Source organism: Asticcacaulis sp. W401b, assembly GCF_046503825.1.
Lineage (GTDB): Bacteria > Pseudomonadota > Alphaproteobacteria > Caulobacterales > Caulobacteraceae > Asticcacaulis.
Genome location: NZ_JBKFEE010000001.1, coordinates 259,967 through 281,958, shown reverse-complemented (window position 1 = coordinate 281,958; position 21,992 = coordinate 259,967). Strand labels below are relative to the sequence as shown.

The 21,992-nt window shown below is 61.4% G+C and carries 24 protein-coding genes and 1 tRNA gene; 14 read left to right on the top strand and 11 right to left on the bottom strand.

The window, feature by feature from the left end; all coding sequences use genetic code 11:
- Nucleotides 1-3: 3 nt before the first annotated feature.
- Both ACK8OE_RS01330 and ACK8OE_RS01325 read left to right on the top strand, forming a co-directional pair.
- Nucleotides 4-1,707, top strand: a complete 1,704-nt coding sequence (locus ACK8OE_RS01330; RefSeq protein ID WP_410271075.1) for a methyl-accepting chemotaxis protein — start codon at nucleotides 4-6, stop codon at nucleotides 1,705-1,707.
- Between the two features lie 81 nt (nucleotides 1,708-1,788).
- On the top strand, nucleotides 1,789-3,159 hold the full coding sequence (locus ACK8OE_RS01325) for an MATE family efflux transporter (protein WP_410271074.1): 1,371 nt from the start codon (nucleotides 1,789-1,791) through the stop codon (nucleotides 3,157-3,159).
- Here the strand turns inward: ACK8OE_RS01325 and ACK8OE_RS01320 are convergent.
- Entirely contained in the window at nucleotides 3,134-3,457 is a 324-nt protein-coding gene (locus ACK8OE_RS01320) for a YnfA family protein (RefSeq protein WP_410271073.1), read from the bottom strand. The genes ACK8OE_RS01325 and ACK8OE_RS01320 overlap by 26 nt on opposite strands.
- Nucleotides 3,458-3,474: 17 nt before the next feature.
- Nucleotides 3,475-4,374, bottom strand: a complete 900-nt coding sequence (locus tag ACK8OE_RS01315; RefSeq protein WP_410271072.1) for a cobalamin biosynthesis protein CbiG — start codon at nucleotides 4,372-4,374, stop codon at nucleotides 3,475-3,477.
- A 183-nt stretch (nucleotides 4,375-4,557) separates the two neighbouring features.
- Here ACK8OE_RS01315 and ACK8OE_RS01310 point away from each other — a divergent pair, with 183 nt between their 5' ends.
- The gene (locus tag ACK8OE_RS01310; protein WP_410271071.1) at nucleotides 4,558-5,514 is read left to right on the top strand and encodes a Gfo/Idh/MocA family protein; all 957 of its coding nucleotides are present in this window, start codon (nucleotides 4,558-4,560) and stop codon (nucleotides 5,512-5,514) included.
- 143 nt (nucleotides 5,515-5,657) lie between these two features.
- Here the strand turns inward: ACK8OE_RS01310 and ACK8OE_RS01305 are convergent, their stop codons facing one another.
- From ACK8OE_RS01305 to ACK8OE_RS01280, 6 genes are all read right to left on the bottom strand, one after another.
- On the bottom strand, nucleotides 5,658-5,843 hold the full coding sequence (locus ACK8OE_RS01305; RefSeq protein ID WP_290798691.1) for a hypothetical protein: 186 nt from the start codon (nucleotides 5,841-5,843) through the stop codon (nucleotides 5,658-5,660).
- Nucleotides 5,844-6,015: 172 nt separating this feature from the next.
- Nucleotides 6,016-6,702 carry an NnrU family protein gene (locus ACK8OE_RS01300; RefSeq protein WP_410271070.1) on the bottom strand — a complete coding sequence of 229 codons (687 nt, stop codon included), beginning with the start codon at nucleotides 6,700-6,702 and terminating at the stop codon, nucleotides 6,016-6,018.
- Between the two features lie 12 nt (nucleotides 6,703-6,714).
- Entirely contained in the window at nucleotides 6,715-7,428 is a 714-nt protein-coding gene (locus tag ACK8OE_RS01295; RefSeq protein ID WP_410271069.1) for a hypothetical protein, read from the bottom strand.
- A gap of 94 nt (nucleotides 7,429-7,522) precedes the next feature.
- Nucleotides 7,523-8,113, bottom strand: coding sequence for a hypothetical protein (locus ACK8OE_RS01290; RefSeq protein ID WP_410271068.1), 591 nt, complete (start codon nucleotides 8,111-8,113; stop codon nucleotides 7,523-7,525).
- 74 nt (nucleotides 8,114-8,187) lie between these two features.
- Nucleotides 8,188-8,979, bottom strand: a complete 792-nt coding sequence (gene xth / locus ACK8OE_RS01285) for an exodeoxyribonuclease III (RefSeq protein ID WP_410271067.1) — start codon at nucleotides 8,977-8,979, stop codon at nucleotides 8,188-8,190.
- A gap of 53 nt (nucleotides 8,980-9,032) precedes the next feature.
- Nucleotides 9,033-10,970 carry a patatin-like phospholipase family protein gene (locus ACK8OE_RS01280; RefSeq protein ID WP_410271066.1) on the bottom strand — a complete coding sequence of 646 codons (1,938 nt, stop codon included), beginning with the start codon at nucleotides 10,968-10,970 and terminating at the stop codon, nucleotides 9,033-9,035.
- Nucleotides 10,971-11,062: 92 nt separating this feature from the next.
- Here ACK8OE_RS01280 and ACK8OE_RS01275 point away from each other — a divergent pair, with 92 nt between their 5' ends.
- Nucleotides 11,063-11,461 (top strand): DUF1489 domain-containing protein, encoded by a 399-nt coding sequence (locus tag ACK8OE_RS01275; protein WP_410271065.1) that lies wholly within the window; start codon nucleotides 11,063-11,065, stop codon nucleotides 11,459-11,461.
- 74 nt (nucleotides 11,462-11,535) lie between these two features.
- Nucleotides 11,536-12,684 carry an FkbM family methyltransferase gene (locus ACK8OE_RS01270; protein WP_410271064.1) on the top strand — a complete coding sequence of 383 codons (1,149 nt, stop codon included), beginning with the start codon at nucleotides 11,536-11,538 and terminating at the stop codon, nucleotides 12,682-12,684.
- A gap of 4 nt (nucleotides 12,685-12,688) precedes the next feature.
- On the opposite strand, the gene panC is transcribed toward ACK8OE_RS01270, so the two are convergent.
- On the bottom strand, nucleotides 12,689-13,549 hold the full coding sequence (gene panC / locus ACK8OE_RS01265; protein ID WP_410271063.1) for a pantoate--beta-alanine ligase: 861 nt from the start codon (nucleotides 13,547-13,549) through the stop codon (nucleotides 12,689-12,691).
- Between the two features lie 57 nt (nucleotides 13,550-13,606).
- On the opposite strand from panC, the gene ACK8OE_RS01260 reads away from it, so the two are divergent.
- Both ACK8OE_RS01260 and ACK8OE_RS01255 read left to right on the top strand, forming a co-directional pair.
- On the top strand, nucleotides 13,607-14,353 hold the full coding sequence (locus tag ACK8OE_RS01260) for an SPOR domain-containing protein (protein ID WP_410271062.1): 747 nt from the start codon (nucleotides 13,607-13,609) through the stop codon (nucleotides 14,351-14,353).
- A gap of 61 nt (nucleotides 14,354-14,414) precedes the next feature.
- Nucleotides 14,415-16,049: a phosphatidylglycerol lysyltransferase domain-containing protein gene (locus tag ACK8OE_RS01255; RefSeq protein ID WP_410271061.1), complete on the top strand. Its 1,635-nt coding sequence runs from the start codon at nucleotides 14,415-14,417 to the stop codon at nucleotides 16,047-16,049.
- Here ACK8OE_RS01255 and sfsA read toward each other — a convergent pair.
- The gene (gene sfsA, locus ACK8OE_RS01250) at nucleotides 16,046-16,750 is read right to left on the bottom strand and encodes a DNA/RNA nuclease SfsA (RefSeq protein ID WP_410271060.1); all 705 of its coding nucleotides are present in this window, start codon (nucleotides 16,748-16,750) and stop codon (nucleotides 16,046-16,048) included. The genes ACK8OE_RS01255 and sfsA overlap by 4 nt on opposite strands.
- Nucleotides 16,751-16,901: 151 nt before the next feature.
- Between sfsA and ACK8OE_RS01245 the strand changes: the two genes are divergently transcribed.
- The 7 genes from ACK8OE_RS01245 (at nucleotide 16,902) to ACK8OE_RS01215 (ending at nucleotide 21,383) form a co-directional block, all read left to right on the top strand.
- Nucleotides 16,902-17,705: a competence/damage-inducible protein A gene (locus ACK8OE_RS01245; RefSeq protein WP_410271059.1), complete on the top strand. Its 804-nt coding sequence runs from the start codon at nucleotides 16,902-16,904 to the stop codon at nucleotides 17,703-17,705.
- 2 nt (nucleotides 17,706-17,707) lie between these two features.
- Nucleotides 17,708-19,162 carry a M20/M25/M40 family metallo-hydrolase gene (locus ACK8OE_RS01240; protein ID WP_410271058.1) on the top strand — a complete coding sequence of 485 codons (1,455 nt, stop codon included), beginning with the start codon at nucleotides 17,708-17,710 and terminating at the stop codon, nucleotides 19,160-19,162.
- A 64-nt stretch (nucleotides 19,163-19,226) separates the two neighbouring features.
- Nucleotides 19,227-19,311, top strand: a tRNA-Leu gene (locus tag ACK8OE_RS01235).
- Between the two features lie 126 nt (nucleotides 19,312-19,437).
- On the top strand, nucleotides 19,438-19,824 hold the full coding sequence (locus ACK8OE_RS01230) for a helix-turn-helix domain-containing protein (RefSeq protein ID WP_410271057.1): 387 nt from the start codon (nucleotides 19,438-19,440) through the stop codon (nucleotides 19,822-19,824).
- A 77-nt stretch (nucleotides 19,825-19,901) separates the two neighbouring features.
- Nucleotides 19,902-20,543 carry a response regulator transcription factor gene (locus tag ACK8OE_RS01225; protein ID WP_290798656.1) on the top strand — a complete coding sequence of 214 codons (642 nt, stop codon included), beginning with the start codon at nucleotides 19,902-19,904 and terminating at the stop codon, nucleotides 20,541-20,543.
- A 28-nt stretch (nucleotides 20,544-20,571) separates the two neighbouring features.
- Nucleotides 20,572-20,940: a hypothetical protein gene (locus ACK8OE_RS01220; protein WP_410271056.1), complete on the top strand. Its 369-nt coding sequence runs from the start codon at nucleotides 20,572-20,574 to the stop codon at nucleotides 20,938-20,940.
- Nucleotides 20,937-21,383, top strand: a complete 447-nt coding sequence (locus tag ACK8OE_RS01215; RefSeq protein ID WP_410271055.1) for a hypothetical protein — start codon at nucleotides 20,937-20,939, stop codon at nucleotides 21,381-21,383. Before ACK8OE_RS01220 ends, ACK8OE_RS01215 begins: the two co-directional genes overlap by 4 nt.
- Nucleotides 21,384-21,395: 12 nt before the next feature.
- Here the strand turns inward: ACK8OE_RS01215 and ACK8OE_RS01210 are convergent, their stop codons facing one another.
- Nucleotides 21,396-21,938: a phasin family protein gene (locus tag ACK8OE_RS01210; RefSeq protein ID WP_410271054.1), complete on the bottom strand. Its 543-nt coding sequence runs from the start codon at nucleotides 21,936-21,938 to the stop codon at nucleotides 21,396-21,398.
- Nucleotides 21,939-21,992 lie beyond the last annotated feature (54 nt).

Sequence of the window (21,992 nt, the reverse complement as noted above, 5' to 3'; positions counted from 1 at the left end):
ACCATGTCGATTTTTTCTACCCTGCGCGGCCGTATTCTGTCGGCAGCATTTGCGTGTGTCAGCGTGGCGGTACTCGCCATCGCCGGGATCGAATTTTTCAACTTTCGCTCCAATCTCGAAGCGCAGGTGCGCCGCGACCTCGAATGGTCCCTGCGCGTCGCCGCCGATCGCTATTCGCAGGCCAATGGTGCGCAGGTCGGGATCACAGATGGGGTGGTAACCGCGGTCACCGCCGAGAGCGTCACGCCGCCTGAGGATCACACGCTGGTCGATGATACGGGCAAGATCAACAAGGGCTATGTCACGGTATTCGGCGTCGATGCGGAAAAGCCCGGCGACTTTGTCCGCCTGAGCACCAATGTCATCAAGCCGGACGGCAACCGCGCCGTCGGCACCAATCTGGGTAAGGACAGTGCCGCCTGGCCATCGATCAGCCGTGGAGAACCCTATTTTGGCAAGGCCGCCATTCTGGGTGAGGATTACCAGACCGCCTATGCCCCTATCCGCAACGGTGCGGGTGAGGTGATCGGCATTCTGTTCGTTGGTGTGTCCAAGGTGGCGGATATTACCAAGGCCCTGTGGGCGCAGGCGTTTCTGCTGTTGGGGTTTGCGGTCGGGACGCTGCTGGCGACCATTGCGGTGCTTTATCCGCTGCTGGGCCGCGAACTGGGCAAGATTCAGAGGATTGCCTCGGCGGCCCGCGACGTGGCGCAGGGGCAACTGGATCGTGATATTCCGCACGCTGCGGGGCAGGACGAGATTGCCCTGATCGCCCGTGCCGTTACGGACCTGCGCGAGGCCGCCCGCGAACGCGAGGCCATGCGCCGCCAGCAGGCTGAGGAAACCGCGGCCGCTCTGGCGCGCCGTGATGCCGGTCAGCAGGACGTCGAGCGCTTTCTGGAACAGGTGCGCGGCCTGTTTGGCACGCTAAAGAGCGATATCGGTACCTTCACCGACCTTAGCCACACCCTGCGCGACATAGGCGGCCAGACCGAGCGCGCCACGGCACAGGCGGCGCAGACGAGTGCGCAGGCCTCTGGCTCTGTCGCGGATATGGCCGAAGCCACAACGCAACTGGCGGCGACCATCGAAGAGGTCACGGCGTCGGTGCAAAGTGCCTCGGACGTCATCCGCAAGGCCGGACAGGAGGGCGAACTCGCCTCGCAAAAGGTGGGGCAACTGGTCGAAGCGGCTGGCCGCATCGGCGATGTTGTCAATCTCATTCAGGCTATTGCGCAACAGACCAATCTGCTGGCGCTGAATGCCACGATCGAAGCGGCCAGAGCCGGGGATGCGGGCAAGGGCTTTGCCGTCGTCGCCACCGAGGTCAAGTCGCTGGCCAATCAGACGGCCAAGGCCACCGAAGATATTGTCAGCCAGATCAGCGCCATCCAGACGGCGACCCAGGAAACGGTTGAGGCCATCCGCACGATCACGGGCGTCCTGACCGAGGTCGAGAACCTGTCGGCGGGCATCCACGGTGCGGTTTATGAACAGAGTACGGCGGCGGCGGCCATCTCCAACGGCGCCAGCACGGCGGCGCGTAATGCCGACACCACGCAACAGGCTGTGCGGGACGCGGCCGCTCACGTGGCCCATTCGCGCGAAGCCAATCAGCGTCTGGATGATACGGCCCGGCGTGTGACCGATGCCCTGCAAAGCCTGTCTGCAGCAGTAGAGACCTTTGTCGGTCGCCGCGCCGCGTAGCGCTGACCACCGTCATTACCTGTCAGCAGAACCGTGATCACGGCGTTGATGCGGTAAGCGAAACCGGTTACAGGCGGGGGCATGACCAGAGCCCTCTATACCGCCGCCTTCAAGGAACTGTTTCATCTGTCGTGGCCGGTGGTGGGGTCGCGTCTCGGCTTCATGCTGATGGGGCTGATGGACACGCTGATCGTCGGGCACTACAGCGCGGCCGAACTGGGCTATCATTCGCTGGCCTGGGCCCCGACCTCGATCTTCCTCGTCACCTCGATTGGCCTGCTGGTCGGGATTCAGGTCAAGACGGCGCATTTTATCGGGGCCGATGAGCCGCACCGCATCGGGCCGGTGTTTCAGCGCGGCATGGTCTATGCCATCGTCCTTGGTCTTTTTGCGGCAGTGGTACTGTTCCTCGCCGGGCCGGGTCTGCTGCATCTGGCCGTCAAGCCAGACATGGCCGATGGTGCATCCGGCCCTCTGCTGGTCTTCGCCCTCTCCATGCCGTTTTACATGATCGCCGTGGCGGGCTCGGAATTTCTCGAAGGGCTGGGGCGGACCCGTCCGGGCCTCGTCTTCACCTGGGCGGGCAATGTCATCAATGGCGTGCTGTTGCTGTTGCTGGTGCCGGGCGTCGTGACCCTTCCCGGCATCGACAGCGACGGGGCGATGGGGGCGGCGCTTTCCACCCTGATCGCGCGCGCCTGCGTTATGGTGGCGCTGATCGTCTATGTCCTGACCCTTCCGGGCATTGCGCAATATGGCCTGTTGAAGCGACACATACCTGACCCGCAGGGCGGGCGCGAACAGCGTCAGATTGGCTATGCGGCCGGGGCTTCCTATTTCATCGAGGTGGCGGCCTTTGCCGGCATGACCCTGTTTGCCGGGCGCATTTCCGAAGAGGCGGTCGCTGTGTGGGCCATTGTGCTCAACTTTGCCTCCATCGTCTTCATGGTGCCGATGGGACTGGCCATCGGCTGTTCGGTGCTGGTCGGGCGCGCCTATGGGGCCGGGGATATGCCGGGGCTGGCGCGCATGGGACGGGTCAGCTTTTCGGCGGCGGCGGCCTTTATGATGGGCGTCTGTCTGGTGGTGCTGATCGGGTCGCAGTGGATCGCGTCGGGCTATACGTCGGACGACGCCCTGCGCGGCGGGGTGCAGGCGGCGCTTTTGCTGTCCTGCCTGTTTTTTGTGCCCGATGGCGTGCAGGTGGTGACGGCGCAGGCCCTGCGCGCGCGTCAGGACGTCGTAGTGGCACCGGTGCTGCACTATATCGCCTACGGGCTGGTCATGTTGCCGGTGGGCTATTGGCTGGCGCTGCACGTCGGGCAGGGGGTGCCGGGCCTGATCTATGCGGCGGCTTTGGCCAGTTGGGTGTCGGCCATCCTGCTTCAGGCGCGCTTTATGTGGCTGGACAAGAAGGCCCTGACCGCTATGCGCGCGGTCCCCACAGAATAAGCCCGGCCCCGATCAGGCAAACCAGCAAGCCCGACCCGTCCCACAGGTCGGGTTTTTGCTTTTCGATCAGCCACATCCACCCGAACGAGGCGGCGATGTAGATGGCGCCATAGGCAGCGTAGGTGCGCCCGGCGGCCCCGTTGTCGGGCAGGGTCAGCAGCCACGCGAAGGCCATCAGGCACATCAGGCCCGGCACCAGCCACAGCGGCGACTTGTGCAGACGCAGCACCGCATAGAGGCTGAAACAGCCACCGATTTCGCACAGGGCCGCGAGGGCATAGATGAGCAGGGTTTTCATGCCCTGAGCCTGCCCGATCAGACCCCCAAAATCCACCCTTCTTCGCCCAGTGCGATGGCGGCTTCGTCGGCGTTGAGGTGGGCCGGGGCGGCGAATTTGGCGGCCAGCGCGTCCTTGTCGTCCAGTTCAGCCAGAGCCGTGGCCGTCAGGCGCACCTGGGTCGCGTCCTTGACTTCGCCGGGTTCCGCGACGCCGGGATAGAGGGACGGATAGATTTCGGCCAGCACGGTGTTCACGCCGTCCAGCGTTTCTTCGTTTAGCGCGCCAAAGCCAGTATCAAACGGCCAGATGACCGCCTTGCCGTCAAGGGCCGTCTTTACGGCGCGCACCGCCGGAATCCCCAGCAGGGTCTGACCGCCGACCACGCCCGCGCCGTGCATCTGCCACACGCTCTTGGCCTGTGACGATTTGCCGAGCTTGCGCGCCGCCTCTTCGGTCAGGCGAAACTCCAGGAAGTCGCCGTAAGAGGCGGGTTTCAGCGTCGAAAGCCACTTCTGCGCCGCGCTCTTGGGGCAGCCCCAGAAGGGATAGGCCTCATCGGTCATCAGCCGGTTCATCTTGGCGGCGACCGCAAAGCGGTTATTGGTGTTGTCGGGTTTATCGACGACGTTCTTGACGAGGAAGTCCCACATCTGGGCCCAGCCATCGAGGCCGAGCTTGGCCGCCGTGCCGCGCGGGAAGCCGAAATTAAAATCGAATCCTACGAAAACCCGGTCGCCGCGCTTGTGCAGATCGGCGAGGAGGGTTTTCAGAAGCGCAACGGCTTCGGCGCGCGTAGCCGGATTATGCCCTTCGTAGGACAGGCGAAAGCGCACATCGCGCTTCATCACCCCGATCCATACCGAAGACTCGCCGGTCTTCTTGCCCTCGGCGGCGCTCCAGTCAACGATCACATAGGCTCCGAAAAGACGCGCCATAGGGCTACTCCGATACGGGGACAAATACGGGGGCAAACAATCGGGCGCTTTTAGCCCAAGGTGGCGGCGTGGCCAAACCCTAAACTGTGCATTGTCGGCGCGAATACCGCTTTTATGGTTACACAAGGGGGGAAATCCTGTGTACAACGGGCGCAATTCAATGCTTACAAGGGTGTGAGGCTCATGACCGTCCTACGCGCAGGGGTCGCCGGTGCCGGCGTTTTCGGGGGGTATCACGCCAACAAGTACAAGGAGGCCGAAGCGGCCGGCCATGTTCGCTTTGTGGGTATCTACGATCTCGATAAATCTCGCGCCGAGGCCGCGGCTGAAAAGCTGGGCGTCAAGGCTTTTGGCGGCGATGAGTTCGAGGCGTTTCTGGCCGAACTGGATGTGATTACCGTGGCCGTCCCGGCCTTTGCACACGCTCAGGTCGCTCTGAAGGCACTGGCGGCGGGGGTGCACACCTATGTCGAAAAGCCGCTGGCTATCACGGTCGAAGACGGTGACGCCATGGTCGCTATGGCCGCCGAAAAGGGCGTGGTGCTGGCCTGTGGCCATCAGGAGCGCGCTGTGTTTGAGGCCATGGGGCTTTACGCGGTGCCGGAACGTCCGCTGCGCATGGAAGCCGTGCGCAATGGCACGGTTTCGACGCGCAATCTCGACGTGTCGGTGGTGCTTGATCTGATGATCCACGACCTCGATCTGGGGCTGACCCTGGCCGCCGGAGAGGCCGGCGGTGTCGAGGTATCGGCGCGCTTTCGTGAAGAGGCCGGATACACGGCCGTGGGCGCCGATGAGGTCTCGGCCGAGGTCAAGTTCGACGACGGCTTTGTGGCGACCTTTGCGGCGTCGCGCATGGCCGAGGCGCGCGAACGCACCATGCGGCTGGTCTATCCGTCGGGGGAAGTGTTTATCGACCTGCTGAACCGCAAGTTTGAAAATGGCACGCCGTTCGAACTCAATCCCGACTTTGCGCAGGCCGATATTGCGCGTGACCCGCTGGGGACCAGCGTGTTTCGTTTCCTCGATACGGTAGCGGGACAGCGCGATAAGCCTCTGGCCACCGGCGAAGAGGCGCTGAAAGCCCTGTGTCTGGCGCTGGCGATTGATGACGCCGTGTCGGGTAAGGACGAGGCTTAGGACTCATATCACGAACGTCTTTGTGGGGATGTTTCGCGCGAAGCGCCTGATGCCGTAAATACGCCCGCACATCGAATGTACTTTGGGCACGAACAGAGTTGCCGCTCGGCATTCGTGTTTTTCGTGCCGTTCGTGGCTAAATCTTACCGGCTTTTGAAAATCACGGCAAAGGCCAGCACGGCATAACCCGCACCCATCAGCACATACTTGTACTGGGTCATGAAATCGACGCCTTCGCCCTCGAACGGGCGGAAATAGCCGATCAGACTGGCGAACACGAGGCTCACCGAGATCAGAAACAGCAAGATTGTCGTTGCCGTCAGTTTCATGAAATACCCGCGCGTTTACCCCGGTTCCGCATCCTATCCGCAGTTATTCAAACATTTGTGATGAGATCAATGGGGCGTTAAGGATTTTTTTGCGGCGTTGCACCGAAGTCGGGAAGTCGCCCGTCAACATTCGCGCACAGGGTGAAAAATAAAGAGTTTGCCGTGACAAACCTCAAAGCGCCGGCCGCAGGAACAGCAGTTCGTGCAGCACCACCAGACAGGTAAAGACCGAGGTGGCAACCATGACGCGCAGCACGCCCAGCTCCGACGGTTCAAAGCGTACCCGCTTCTGTGCAATGGCGAGGAAGGGCAGGATGGAGGTCGCGCGCATAATCGCCTGATAGGACTCGCCGTACTTTTCTTCGCGCTTGCGGTCGATGCTGTTGGCCCCAAGGAGGCTCAGCGCCAGTAACGTCCCGAAAAACACCCAGGCGGCCAGCGTGCCGGTGGTGATCAGGTGCGTCGCCGACAACAGGCCGATACCGGCCAGCACCGGGTGACGGCTGATGCGGATAATGCCGCTGATCGGATGGTCGGGCAGTTTGCTCAGCGAGCGCAGGGCCGTCGGGCTGGGGCTCAGGGCCCCGACGATAATCAGCATCAGGCTAATGAAGTTGACCCCGAAGGCCAGAATTTTCAGGACAAACGGTGCCGACCACAGGTGCAGATTGGCCGGGTCGCCACGCGAGTCGTAATAGGCGGCGATCATCCAGAAAAAACCCATGATCGACAACAGGCTGAACAGGATGAAGTAGGTGCGGGTGCCGATGGCGCCGATCATCTGCTGCCGCAGATCGGAGCCGGACACCAGAATATGAATCAGGATGAAGAAGGCGCAGGCCAGAGCCAGGGTCCACATGAGAAGATCGCCTTACAGGTACTGAATCAAAGGGGAATTGAGCACGTCGCCGTCCTTGGGGGCTGTTTTGGGTGCCGGCGGCGGGGCGTCGTCATTGTCCGTGTCATCAGTGCGATGATCGTGAACCGGCGGCTTGGGGGTGGGTTCTGGCGGCGGCGGCGCGGGGGGCGTCAGTTCTTTTTCGATCTCGGCCAAAGGTTTACGGATAATCGCTTCGACATGGTAGAACCAGCGCCGCGCGGTTTCCATGGCGGCCCTCGGCCCTTCGGCGCGCGCCGTCAGCGCGTCATTGGGATCCCACAGGATCAGTTCGAAATCGGGCTTTGACGGGTCGTTGAACATCAGGCGGATGGTGACGCGATCCACCTGTGGTGCGATATCGTCGAACATCTTGTGCGCGCCGCCGCGGATAATGCGGGCGGCGACCTTGTTATTGACGAAGACCTCGATGCCGATCAGTTCGGCCATGCTGTAGAGGCGCGTCGGCAGTTTTCCGAACTCGCGCACGATGACGCAGCGATTGCCGAGATAGGAGAGGGCGGCCGCAGCCTTGCGCGCCGGTTCGATGGAGGCCACATCGGCCTTGGCACCATTCAGCGCCTCAGCGACTTCGTCCTCAAGCTTTTTGGGCGCTTCGACGCGCGAATCCCATATCCGGTAAAGGATAAGCAGGATGGCCAGGGCGGCTGCCGTCAGGATGATGATGGTCGGCAGATACTGGTTCACGGCGCTTGCGTTCAACCCCCAAATACGAACAATGACGGCATATTAACCACGAATTGGCGCAGCCGTTAAGAGCCCGCACGCCACAGGTGTGGATTTAATCGTGCTCCGGTCGTTCGATTTGGGGTTCAGGCGCCGTCGGGCGGACCGGTTGCGCCTTGGGCGGCGTGCGTTTGATCACCGCGTCGATATGTGACAGCCATTTACGGCCCAGTTGTACCGCCTCGCTGGCCGTTTTGGGGTAGGCCGCATGAGTCGTCAGGTCGCCGAACAGGGTGACCTCAAACTCCGGCGTTTCCAGATCGTTGAAGATCAGGCGCAACACGACGCGCGACGCCCCCGGATAGGTTTCTTCGAGCACACGGCGCGGTTCACCCTTCTGCGTGCGGGCGACCACGCGCTCATCGACGATCAGTTCCGCCCCTTCGATTTCATCAAACGTAAAAACCAGCCCGTGCCGCCCCAGATCCCACAGAATGGCCAGATCGCCGTGCGTGAAGTCGAGGCCAGCGGCCTTTTTCGTGCCGGTATCAAAGATGATGGCGTCCGGGGCCTTGCCGATGGCGGCGGTCAGGCCGCGCGTCAGGCGGCGCGTGCTCTCATACCACCACAGGGCCCCTGACGCGACGAGGGTCAGGAGCAGGGCCGCAAAGGCAAACCACAAGATGACGCGGAAGGCTTCTTCCATCACACCGTTACATGACCGATCATATGTTTAATCAGTCCTTACCGGTATCGGGTTAAGAATAGGTATAGTGCCTGCTAAACGTCCAGTTCCACGCCCACCGGGACGTGGTCCGACGGTTTGGCATCGTCATGGGTGCGACCGCGGGCGTCTTTGTGGATTTCAAAGCCTTTCAGGCGGTCGGCGGCCTGCGGCGACAACAGGTGGTGGTCGATGCGGATGCCCTCGTTCTTTTGCCACGCCCCGGCCTGATAGTCCCAGAAGGTGTAGCGGTTGCCTTCGGGCGGCCTCAGGTCGCAGGCGTCGCTATAGCCGAGGTTTTTCAATGATTGATAGGCGGCGCGCGTCTCCGGCTGATAAAGCGCGTCATCCAGCCACGCCGATTCCCGGTAGAGGTCGGCTCTTGTCGGGATGGTGTTGAAATCACCTGATAAAAGGCTGATCTCTTCAAAGGCCAGTATCTCTTTGGCCCGCGCCTGCAAGCGCTTGTACCAGCGGTGTTTGTAAGGATATTTATCAGTGCCGATCGGGTTGCCATTGGGCAGATAGATCGAGGTGACACGCACCGGCACCGGGCCATCGACCACGGCTTCTATATAGCGCGACTGCTCGTCTTCCGGCTCGCCCGGCAGGCCGCGCACCACGTCGATCAAGGGTCGCTTGGACAACAGGGCCACGCCGTTCCACGTCTTTTGCCCGTGCACAGCGGCATTGTAGCCCAGCCGTTCAAAGGCCTCATAGGGGAATTTTTCGTCGAGGCATTTCAGTTCCTGAAGGGCGCAGACATCGGGCTGCGTCTCCTCAAACCACTCCAGGATCAAGGGCAGGCGCGCATTGACCGAATTGACGTTGTAGGTGAAGATTTTCATGCCGGACCCTGCTGAGTTGTTGAACGCTTCCTACCCCGCTTTGCGGCTTACCGCTACAGTTTGGGCTGCGGTTTTTTCGGCCCCTTCAGAAAACGCGGCAGGGTGACGCCCTGTGGTTTCAGCGTGTATTTCAGCTTATCGGGACGCGGCGGGGTGAGGAAGCTGTCGTCCGGCGTAAAGACCGGGATATTGGGGTGCAGGCTGATGCCCAGTTTGCGCAGCTGCGTCACGGGTTGCGCAAGCTGCGCCAGGCTTTGCACGCTGGTCTGATAGCCGGATTCCACCGCCAGATCATAGGCGTGCCATTCGCGGATTTCGACGCCTTCGGGTTCGGGAATGATCAAAAGGTCACAGGCCAGACGGCTTTGCTCCAGATCCGCCGCCGTGGTGATGGTGGCCGAGCGCATCAGTATCGAGACAATCGGTGGCCCCTTGCGCCAGTCGCCTTTGAGGAACCAGGTCGGCAGGCTTTTGGGGACGTGCACGCTTTTGGGGTCGATACCCTTGGCGCGCGTCACATCGACGCCGATCACCGTCCCCAGATGCGAATTGCGCATCATCAGCGCCGGGAAGGAGCGCATCACCGCGCCATCGACCAGCACCTGATCGTGTTCGACCACGGGCGGCATGACGCCCGGCAGGGAGATGGAGGCGCGCAGGGCCTGACGCAGGCGGCCGGTCTTGTGCACCTTGATGGTGCCGGAGGTCAGATTGGATGACAGGCAGAAGAAGGGCAGGGGCAGGTCTTCGATCAGCACGTCGCCAAAATGCTGCTCCAGCCGCTGATCGACCTTGCGCCCGCCGGTCAGGGCGACAAAGGGGAAGGTGACGTCATCCAGCGGCGAGGAGACGACAAAGGCTTCGCGGATATGGGCGTCGATTTCAGCGTCGGACCAGTCGAGTGCCACGCAGCCGCCGATGATCGCCCCCATGGACGAACCGCAGATAAAGTCGATGGGGATGTGGGCTTCACGCAGGGCCTGTACCGCGCCGATGTGCGAAAAGGCGCGCGCCCCGCCGCCGGAAAACACCACGCCGATGGAATGGCCGGTGACGATGCGGGCGATGCGCGCCGCGTCGGGCAGCGAGTGTTCACCCACGTGGAACCAGCGCGCCGGTTTGAAGGCGTCCAGCCAGTCGCGCGTATGCGCGATCACCTTACGCCCGTCGGCCTCCTGCGCCTGAATGAGGATCAGATCGGGCGCGCGTTGCAGCCCCAGCGGGTCGAGCAGTTGCGAGTCTTCGAGGTTCAGCGTGCTGGCCGGCAGGCGCGCCGGGTCGCTGTGGGGGCGCTGCGAATGGTGGCGGGCGTCGGCGATCCAGAAGGTGTGATCGACTTGACGTGAACTGAGCAGCCGCCAGTGGCTTTCCGCCTTTTCGGCGACGTGCAGCACGTAGTCGTTGTGCGCCTCAGCTTCGGCGAAAATATCGGCGCCGGTGCCGTGGTGATCCTTGTCGAGTACGGCGACGCGATAGCCCAGCGCGCGTACCTGTTCGGCGATACGTTCGACCAGCGGGCGGACGATGATGTCGTTCAGCGCAAAAAAAGCGAAGACATTCGGGGTGTTGTGGCGGCGGCCTTCGCGCGGGGTGCCGGAGCGGGCGCGTTCGATCATTTGCTTCGACAGGGCCAGCAGCACGTCCGGCGCGGCTTCGATGGCCTTGAGGAAGTCGGCCTTGGGCAGGACCATCAGCTCGCAGTCGCGCAGAGCAATGACGGTCGAGGTGTGCGGCGTGTCGGCAATCAGCGACATTTCGCCCACCGGCTCCCCCGGCTTGATCACCCCGATCAGGTGCAGACCCTGATGGTCGTCGTCGTGGCGGAACACGCCCATGCGTCCGCTGCGCAGCAGATAGAGGTGATCGGACTCGTCACCGGCGCTGAACAGCCGCGTGCCGCCGGTCAGGGTGATCCAACTGGCGGCCTTCAGTCCGGTCGGCGTGTTGAACAGTCGGGCGAGGGCGGCTTCGAGAGAGGTGTCTTCCGCCATGCGGGTGGCCTTGAATTATGAGTCTCTTGCCCATAGATAGCCCCAGCGGGCGCTGTTGCCAATGTGGTTAAAAATTGTGGAGCTTGCGTAGGATGAGCGTTAATCTGGTCAAGCTGTGTGTGGGGGCCGATACGGTCGATGACCTGCTCCGCTGGGAGCAAGGACACAAGACCCGCACCATCCATACGCGCCAGACGCCCAAACGCGCCGAAGAACTGCTGGATGGCGGTTCGCTCTACTGGGTGATCAAGGGGGTCATTCTGGTGCGGCGGCCGATCGTAGCCATCGACACGGTGGAGGGCGACCTGCCGCAATGCCTGATCACGGTTTCGACCGAACATATCCTGACCGAGCCGCAGCCGCGCCGTCCGTTTCAGGGCTGGCGCTATCTGGAGGTCAAGGATTCGCCGCGCGACCTGCCGCAAGGGGTGGGAGGCGAGGCTCTACCGGCAGACCTGATCGCGGCCCTGCGCGACGCCGGGGCGTGGTGACGATCTCTGTGCTAAGCTGGCGACGAATCGCCGGGGACTGACGCCCGGAGAAAGTCACAGGCGGAGGAACGTCGATGCGTTATCGCGAACTGTTGGACGGGCCTGTGGATTTTGGCGATGCCGGGTTTCTGGCGCGTCTTGACGCCTTAAGCCGGGCACGCTCCGATCTCGATTATGACCGCGTGCCGCTGGTGCTTCTGGGAGCGGGCTCGGTGATGGCCCAGAGCTTTGTCCGCTATGCCTGCGAGCGGCTGAATGTCATCGCCGTGGTCGATAATCTGCGCGACGGGCAAAGCCTTTACGGCCTGCCGGTGATTGGCGACGCGGCCTTGAGTCAGCTTCTGACAAAGACACCCGACGCGGTCGGCGTCATTTGTGCCGGCTCGGAAAAACCGGCCAAGCATTTTCAGGCCATCTGGGGCGCGCATCCGGGGCCCTTACTGTTCTATTTCGAGGTCATGCCAAAGCTGGGGCAAACCTTTAGCGGCAATGCCATGTTTACGGCGCTTCAGGCCTTTTCGGACCGCGACGAGGTCGCCGCCATCCATCGTCTGGGGCAAGAGCTGTTCACGGACACCGAAAGCCTTCGCACCCTGTCGGCGCTTCTGGCCTACCGTCTGACCTGGGATGCGGCGGCGCTGGACGGCATTGTCCGGCCGCAGGATCAGATCTATCTCGACAATGCGCTTTGCCCGCCGTCGCGTGATGATGTGTTGGTCGATGGCGGAGCCTATGATGGCGATACGGTGCGCGCCTTCTTCGGGCATCTGGGCGGGCCATGTCGGCAGGTGCACGCATTTGAGCTAGATCCTGAAAATTTTACGGCCCTGAGTGAGGCCTTTGCCGCGACGCCGCTCGTGACCTGTCACGCCGCCGGCCTGTGGAGCCAGGCCGACACGGTGCGGTTTTCAGCCACAGGGGCGATGGGGAGCCGTATCGACGCCGACGGTAGCATTGAGGTGCCGGTGGTCGCCCTTGATGCGCTGAATCTGGGGGAGGTCACCTTCGTCAAGCTGGATATCGAAGGCGCCGAAGGTCCGGCCCTCGAAGGGATGCGCCGGACGATTGAGACCTATCGGCCGAAACTGGCCATCAGCGCCTACCACACATCCGACGATCTCCTGCGCCTGAGCGCCCTGATCCAGGACATGCGGCCCGACTATCGCTTTGAACTCAGACACTATTCCGGCATGATCTGGGACACGCTGCTGTACGCCGGCTAACCCCTTAAACCGCGATATTGTCGATCAGGCGCGTCTTGCCCAGCCACGCCGCCGCCAGAAGGCGCAGGTTCGGCGTCTGCGCGTCGGCAACCGCCAGCGTATCGGCGTCGCGCAGCTCCACATAGTCCACCGGACCGAAACCGGCGGCCAGAAGGTTGGTCTTCGCCGTGTTGAGCGCCTTTTCGCGGTCGCCACCGGAACGCACGGCTTCAGCCACGGCGTTCAGTTCGACGATCAGGCGCGCCGCCGTCTGGCGTTCATCTGGGCTGAGATAGGCGTTGCGCGACGACAGGGCCAGACCGTCGGCTTCGCGCACGGTCGGCATCCCAACGACATTCACTGGTAGATCGAGATCGCGCACAAAGGTCTTTACGACCTGAAGCTGCTGGTAATCCTTTTCGCCAAAGACGGCGACGTCGGGTTGCACCTGATTGAAAAGCTTCATGACCACTGTGGCCACGCCGTCGAAAAACTGCGGGCGGAAGGTGCCTTCCAGTTCGCGCGCCGGGCCTTCGACGTGGACGCTTGAGGCAAAGACGGCGGGGTACATCAGATCAACGCTCGGCAGATAGAGCAGGTCCGCCCCAACGCTTTCCAGAAGCTGCGCGTCCTTGTCCTCGGTGCGCGGATAACGGTCGAAATCCTCATGCGGCGCAAACTGTTTAGGGTTTACGAAGACCGAAACCACCACCACGTCGCTTAAGGTTTTGGCATGCCGCACCAGCGCCAGATGCCCGTCGTGCAACGCGCCCATGGTCGGCACAAAGCCGATACGCAGCCCCTTGCGGCGAAAGCCGGAAACCGCGTCGCGCAGGGCGCTCAGGTCGCGGACGCGGGGCAGGAGAGAAGCAGCGGAAGCGGACATGGGGCATTAACCAAAATTACTAACGACGATTTAAACGGCTTGTGAGAGGATGAGGCTATGCGCTCTCTCTTTTCCGTTTCGAGACTGGCTCTGCTGACCGTCGCCTGCGTGGCGGCCGGACTGTCGGGGTGCGATATGCCCAAGGGCGACGGCAAGGATTTCCAGCGGATGGCCGCGCGTTTAGCCGAAATCGACATCGAAGGAAAGGGTGACCAAGCGTCATCCGCTTCGGAATCTTCCTCCTCCGCTACGCGTGACGAACAGATTCAACTGGCTTTTGAGACGGTCAAGGAACTGACCACGGGCAAGGATGGCCTGCTGGCCGCCGTGCCGAAGGACGCCGCCGGTAATCTGATCCGCGTGGTCAATCCGCTCGATATGGAGCGCCCTGACGCGGACACGCCGCTAGAGACGGGCGTTTCTCCTGCCGCGACGACGAGGCTGGCCCAGACCCAGACCGAGGCCCGGACAGAGCCACCGGTAAAGGCAGTGGTTGAAAAAGTTGCGAAAGCTCCGGTGCTCAAAACCGTAGCCAAACCCGCCGATAACGGTATCGAGCAAATGGTCCGCAGCGTTCAGGTGGGCTCATTCAGCTCACGCGCCGTGGCCGAAGCGGCGTGGCACGACCTGCGTGCCAAACATCCGGGTCTTGATAATTTCAATCCGATCCTGCAACCGGTCACCGCCGCTAGTGGTCAGGTGCTGGTGCGCCTGCGCATCGGGCCGGTACATTCACCTCAACAGGCCGAACGTCTGTGCAACCAGTTGGCTATTCAGGACGCCTGGTGCCGTAAGGCGGGGTAACGTCGGTATTAAGCCGCAAAACGATTTTAGCGAATCCCCGCGCCGTGTAAAGGTGAGGGGTATGAAGCATCACAAAGACATCAAAGCCCTTGTGCTCGACATGGCCATCGTCGCCGTGCCCAAGATCATGGCGGTATTGATGATGCTGGCCGGCGCCTTCCTGCTGGCTTCGGTGCTGTCGCCTATTGATCCCGAAGCCATGCCGTTTGTGCGTCAGTGGCTGCCGCTTGAGGTGGTGGAACTGTCGCACGTCGCCGGTGTCGCCACCGGGGTGTTGCTGCTGTTTGCGGCGCGTGGCCTGTGGGAACGGCTGGATTCGGCCTGGTATATGGCGCTGGGTCTGCTGGTCGCCGGGGCCATCCTGTCGATGACGCGCGAACTGGCCTTCGGCGTAGCCGAGGTGATGGTGGTCTGCGCCCTGCTGCTCCTGCCGTGCAAGCGCGCCTTTAACCGCCGCTCACGTCTGATGACGCTAACGCTGAAGCCGATCTGGTTGCTGGTGACGGCGACTGTGCTGATCCTTGTGGCCACGGCGGGCTTCTACTTCTATGAGCGCACCCCCTATGCCCATGAGTTGTGGCAGCGCTTCGCCTATGAGGCCAGCGTCTCGCGCTTCCTGCGCGGTCTGGTGGTCATCGCTATTACGGTGGCCTTGTTTGCCCTCTATCGCCTGTTCGGGCTGGCGCGCGCCACGCCGGACCTGCCCGATGATGAGGATATGGAGGATCTGCGCGGCGTGGTTTCGCTGGCGAAGGACCCGCAGGCCTGGCTGGCGCTTACCGGCGACAAGCATATTCTGTGGAATGAGGCGCGCACGGCCTTTGCCATGTATGGTGTCGCGGGTCGCAACTGGGTGGTCCTGTCGGCTCCGGTCGGCCCGCCGGAAGAGGTACAAAAGCTGGGCTGGCGGTTGAAGGAAATGGCGGCCCTGGCCAATGCCAAGCTGTCCATCTACCGGGTAACGACGGAGTTCCTGCCTCTGGCCATTGATCTGGGGCTAAGGCCCTTTAAGATCGGCGAAGAGGCGCTGGTGCCCGTGCAGAGCTTCGATCTGGCCGGGAAAAAAGGCTACGGCTTTCGGCAGGTGTGGCGCAAGTTCGAGCAGGCCGAGGCACAGTTCGAAGTGCTGCATCCCGAAGCGGTGGAAACCCATCTGCCGCGCCTGAAAGCCATTTCCGATGCCTGGCTGGAAGAAAAGAAGGGCAAGGAGAAGGGCTATTCTCTGGGCTATTTCGATCCGGACTATATCCGCCTGACGCCGATCGCCGTCATCCGCATCGGCGGTGAAATCATGGCCTTTGCCAATCTGTGGGCCGCCGAAGGCCGGACTTCTCTCAGCCTCGACCTGATGCGCTATGCGCCAGAGGCCCCGCCCAATATCATGGAGTATCTGTTTCTGCGGCTGATCTTTTACGCCCGCGACGAAGGTTATCAGTGGTTCAGCCTCGGCATGGCCCCGCTGGGCGGGCTGGAGGCGCGGCCTTTAAGCCCCATGTGGAACAAGATCGCGGCGCTGATCTACGCCTATGGTGGCGAGATGTACAATTTCGACGGTCTTCGCGCCTATAAGGAAAAGTTCAAGCCGGTCTGGAAGCCGATCTACTTCGCGGTTTCCGGTAACGAAGCGGCGCTGATGCCGGCGCTTCTGGCGGTGGTGCAACTGGGTGGGCGCGTCGATAAGGCCAAAGAGGCCTAACCCTCTATCTCCAGCGCATGGCCGTGGGTAATGCCATCGGGGGTGACGCGAAAGGCGTGGGCCAGAAATTCAACCCCGGCCGCGCGCGCCGCTGCAAAGGCCCGACCGAAGACCGGATCGAGGTCGTGCGCCACATCAAAACGAAACACATCGTCGCGCTGTACGCAAAAGACCACCACGGCGCGCGCGCCAGCCTCTACGCGCCCGATCAGTTCCATGAGATGTTTGGCGCCGCGTTCGGTCACGCTGTCGGGAAACTCCGCCAGTCCGGGAACGCGGCTATAATGGACGTTCTTGATTTCAACCCACGCCTCTGCCTGCTGAGTGTGTCCTTGCAACAGCCAGTCGATGCGCGAATTGTGCCCATAGCGCACCTCCGGACGCTGGCTGGCATAGCCGCGCAGTTCCGGCACCTGCTGATCCCTTATCAGGTCGCCGATCAGGCGGTTGGGCCACTGCGTATTCACCCCGACCCAGGTATCACCTTCGCGCAGAGCCTCCAGCCGCCAGCGCAGCTTTTTCGCCGGGTCACTTATTTCGGTCAAAAGCGCAGGTGTGCCCGGTCTCAGTAGCCCCAGCATCTTGCCGGGATTGGGACAATGGCTTACGACGGTTGCACCCGTATCCAGTTCGACATCCGCGAAGAATCGCTTGTATCTCGTTACCAGACGGCCTGGAGTAAATCTGTGCGCGAATGGCATGAGCGATTCCGGGGGCTAGAGCGAAATGACTTTGGGTGGAAACGCCATTTCGCTCTAAATTTTTGTTTTGTCGCGATGTTTTTGCGGAAAACCGCTCACACTTTTCCGCACATCGCTCTAATGTTCAGGGTCGTGATAAGGAGCCTGCCTCATGACGGTCAATACAGAAAATCCCACCGCCGCCGTTATCATTATCGGCGATGAAATCCTGTCGGGCCGCACACAGGACACCAATGTCAATACGCTGGCCAGATTCCTGGGCGCATTGGGCATCGACCTGATCGAGGTGCGCATGATCCACGACGATGCGCCGCAGATTGTGCGGACGCTCAACGAACTGCGTAGCGCTGTAGATTACGTCTTTACCACCGGCGGCATCGGGCCGACGCACGACGATATCACCGCCGACTGCGTGGCGCAGGCCTTTGGGGTGACGATTGCAGAGCGTGAGGACGCGCTGAAAATCCTGCTGGATCGCTATGGTGGTGACGCGCGCCTTCTTAACGTCAATAGCCGCCGCATGGCGCGTATTCCGGAGGGGGCGTCGCTGATCCTTAATCCAGTGTCCGGTGCGCCGGGCTTTCAGATCGAAAACGTCTTCGTCATGGCGGGGGTGCCGCGCATCATGGCCGGTATGCTCAACGACGTGGCCCCGCGCCTGCGTCAGGGCGAACAGGTTCAGGCGCGCACCGTCAAGGCGACCTTTGTGCCCGAAAGTCTGGCGGCGGACATTCTCAGCGCGCTCGACAAACACTATCCCGACCTGTCGCTGGGCTCCTATCCCTTCGGCATCTTCCCCGATGAGTTCGGCACGCAACTCGTCATCCGGGGGCGCAATCGCGAGGCCCTTGATGAGGCGTTTCAGGCCTTGCTCGACGGCCTGCCCGCCGTGGTCGAAAAGGCCCGCGAACGCTTCCCCGACGCCCGTTTTGAAGAACTCGTTACTCAGGATTGAACATGAAACTCAAGGCACTTCTTCTCGTCACCGCCGCGCTGGGTTGCGTGACCATCCCGGCCCTCGCCAAGCCGAAGGCCAAGCCCGCTGCCCCGGTTGCGGCCGTGGCCGAAGCGCCCGAAATCACCGCCACGCGCCTGCGGGACGCGGCCCTGCAATCGAACGGGGCCTATGAGTTCGTCACGCAACTGACGACGCGCTTCGGCGCGCGTCCGGCAGGCTCGGCGTCCGAGCGTAAAGCCGCCGAATGGTCGGCGGCCGAGCTGAAAAAAATGGGCTTTGAGAATGTCCGCATCGAAACCTTCCCGCTGGTCATCTGGCAACGCGGGGCCGAAGGCCTCGAAATCACCGGTCCCTTCGCGCAGAAGATGGTGGTGACGGCGCTGGGCGGCTCAGGCGCGACGCCAGCCGAGGGGGTAGAGGGCGAGGCGGCCGTGTTTGAAACCTACGCTGAGTTCATCGATTCCAAGGCCGACCTGACCGGCAAGATCGTCGTCATTCTGCAACCCACCGTGCGCACTCAAACGGGGCAGGGCTATGGCGTCAATTCCGGCTCGGTGCGCCGAAGTGGACCGGACGAGGCCAAGAAGCGCGGTGCCGTCGGGTATGTCATGCGTTCGCTGGGCACCGAGGATCATCGCTTCGCCCACACCGGTGCCACGCGCTTTACCGGGGTAGATGGCCTGCCGGCTCTTGCCATGTCGCCGCCGGATGCCGAACAGTTCGAGCGTCTGCTGAAGTTGCAACGCGCGGGGGAAGCCGGTCCGCTGCGCCTCAAAATGCTATCCACTCCCACGGTGCGCACAGGCGGGCAATCGCAGAATGTTATCGCCGAAATCAAGGGCTCCAAACGTCCGGAAGAGATCATCACCATAGGCGGCCACCTCGATAGCTGGGACCTCGGCACCGGAGCTATCGACGACGGCGCTGGTGTGGCGATCACCATGGCTACAGCCAAGCTGATGATCGATCACAAGCTGCGTCCGGAACGCACGGTGCGCGTGGTTTTCTGGGGCTCCGAAGAGGTGTCACAGCCGGGGGATCTGGGTCTGTCCGGGGCGGTGGCCTATGCCAAATCATCCGAAACGGACAAGCACATCGCCGCCGCCGAGTCCGATTTCGGGGCGGACGTCATCTATTCACTGGCCCTGCCCAAGAGTGACGCACCCGATTTCAACAAGACGCTGGGAAAGGTGCTCTATCCGCTCAGCATCTTCATCGAACGTGATCCGGCAACCGGCGGCGGCCCGGACACCAGCCCGCTGAACGCGAAGGGTGTGCCGATCTTCGACCTGCAACAGAACGGCACGGACTATTTCGATGTCCACCACACAGCGGACGATACACTGGACCGCATCGACCCGAAGAAGATGAGCCAAAACGTCGCCGCCTGGGCCGCAACGGTGTGGATGATCGCCAATACCAGCGTCACCTTCCAGCCGACCAACGGTAAGTAACGTAAAAGCAGGGCGGAAAACCGTTTACAGTTTTCCGCCCCTTGCTATAAGGGCCGACCGGTTTGCGGGCATGGCGGAATCGGTAGACGCAACGGACTTAAAATCCGTCGGAGCAATCCATGCCGGTTCGAGTCCGGCTGCCCGTACCAAGCCCTTGCGGCGGTGATTTTCAATACCTCAAAAAAAGCGGATGAGTTGAACCCTCTTTAACGCAGTGGATTATTGCGCCATGACATCTGTCGGTTAAGAATAGCGTTTAAATACGGAGTTTAGCCTTGTCGGAAGCGCACCCTGTCGATGTTCATGTCGGCACAATCATCCGCAATCGCCGCAAACAATTGAAAATGAGTCAGCAAGACCTGGCCAACGCGATTGGTGTCACCTTTCAACAGGTACAGAAGTATGAGCGTGGATCAAACCGCATCAGCGCGTCGAAGCTTTATCAGGTGTCACAGGTATTAATCATGCCCGTCGCCCATGCCTTTGAAGGGCTGGATTTGCAAAGTAAGGCGGCCTTCAGTGACACAGAAAACACAGTGTCCGTCTTTCTGATTTCGGCAGAGGGCGTTGAGATGGCAAAATACTTCGCCAAACTTTCGCCCATCCGTCGGCGCGGTGTCCTGACACTTGTCAAATCCATCCTCGCGGAAGACGACAAATAGCGGCAGCCTCTGTCCAGGTTCATTGCCCGATGTCGAATTACCGTGCAATATGCTCGGGCTGTTGCGGGGACAGACTAATGACCGAAATCAAAGCGGGGCTCAACTCATTGACGCCGCGCCAGAAAGAAATTTTGCGCCTCATAGCGAGAGGGTTTCAGGCAAAGGAAATTGCCAGGGAACTGGGTATAGCCGAAGGCACAGTACGCACCCACATGGAGGAGGCGCGGGCTCGCCTTGTTGTGGCCAGTACCCGTGAAGCGGCCCGCTTACTGAGCGCTGCAGAAGGCCTCCGTAATAATGACAGACGGCAGACATTGCAGATAGCGCCGGCGGCAACAGACACGCCATCCTCATCGGGCATTCCCACCTATGAGGCGACCCATGCAGAACAGGCAGTCAATCACAATACACTTCACCGATCTGCAAATGGCTCTGGAACGGCTGATGCCGCATCAGCGCGCGACGGAGATAGAAACCCTGGTCATGCAGGTGAAGCTCGAAGCCTCGACGGTCAGCGACAAAGCGGCCCTGCTGACGCTTCTGTGCGGCGTAGCTTTTCTCAACGATACATCGCCCTCATTGGTGGATTGAATGCCCTCAGCGTCATCCAGTGGTTTGCGCTGATTGTACTGGGCGCAGTCGTAGCCGTTTTGCTTTTCGGCGGTCTCATGATTGGCCTTTTCGGTATGCTTCAAGCCGTTCAACAAATTCGCCGCTAGCCCGGAAGCACTGGCTGGTGGTCCAGCCATGAAAGATCTATCCATGAAACGTTCTGTTGCTGTTCAAACCGGTGCCGATCAATTATTTGTCGTTGAGGCCAAGATCGACGATACTCTGGCCGAAGCCGCCGCTCTGATGACGACTCTCTCACGGCTGCGCATCGACGGGCGTTTCTCCGCCGTGCTGGGTCAGGACGCTATTGTGGCCGTGGGTCGTGTCGTCAGCACCCTGACCGAGGCCCGCGGTGCATTGGTTGAAGCTCATCATCACCTCGATACGGTGAAAACGCAGGTCGGCTGTGGTGCAATGGCCATTGGCGATCTGCAAAACAAACCTGAGAAAAAAGAAGACGATCGGATGCTGCGCCATACGAACAACGGAACTGAAGCCGCGTGATTAGTCTGTGGTCGATGAGCGGAACCGTATTCGCCGTGATTTTTGGCGTCTATATGCTTTTCCGCGCGACCGTATTGGAAAAATGGGGCGTGGCGGCTATTCTTTTTGGATGGTTCGCCACGCCCTTTGTTCAGCAGGGCTATGAGTTGGGCGTACTGGGTAAGCTGCTGGATGTCTTTGTGCTGGTGGTATTACTTGGCGTGTCCGTCAAGGTTCGGCGTGTTTGGACGCTGCTTGTCTGTTCGTTTCAACTGGCCACTACCTTGTCGCATGTGGTGGTGGCGCTGGCGAACTGGAACTCATCTGAAAATATTGGATACTGGGCCTATTTCACCACCATGGGCCTGTTAGGTGGCAAGGGGATCGCACTGGCGATGGGTATAGGGGCGTGGGAAGCGGCCTTCTGGCGCAAACAACCGCTTACCCCCGCCATAACGATTTGATAACGCGCGGACCTACGCGGCCGGCGACAGATGGCGCTGTGACTTCACCGCCTGCTCGGCGATGGGCTGCATGATGCGTCCCAGACCATCAACATAGAGGCCATAGAGGCGGGCAAAGCCCCCCATATGCTCCTGAAGCGTTTCAACCGTGGCGCTCTGAAGATTGACCATGTCCTGCACGGTACGCACGCCCATGGCCTGACGTGACAGGCGGTCATAGTGCGAGATCGACTGATTGCCCAGTTCGGTCATGGCCTGATTGAGTTCTGACATCAGGTCGGCCGTCTGATGGCCGGCGGTGACGCAGGCCTTCAGCGCTTCGCTGCCCATTTCGACCCCGCGCTGGCTGAGGCGCTGGGTTTCGGCGTGGGTGCGGTTCAGCGCGTCCTGACCGATGGCCATGCCGCGCTCAGTGGACTCCTTCACGGCATCCTGTGTGCGGTGCAGGGCGTCGGATGCGGCAGAGGTGGCGGATTGCGCCGCGCCGCTCAGCGTGTCGGCGGCCTTTTCGACGGGTTTTTCAGGCGAGTTTTGCGGGGTTTTCAGCGGGTCCATAGTCGCATCCTTAAGGTGCGCCACGGGCAAAAGCGCGTGGCCTGGGGAGGGAGG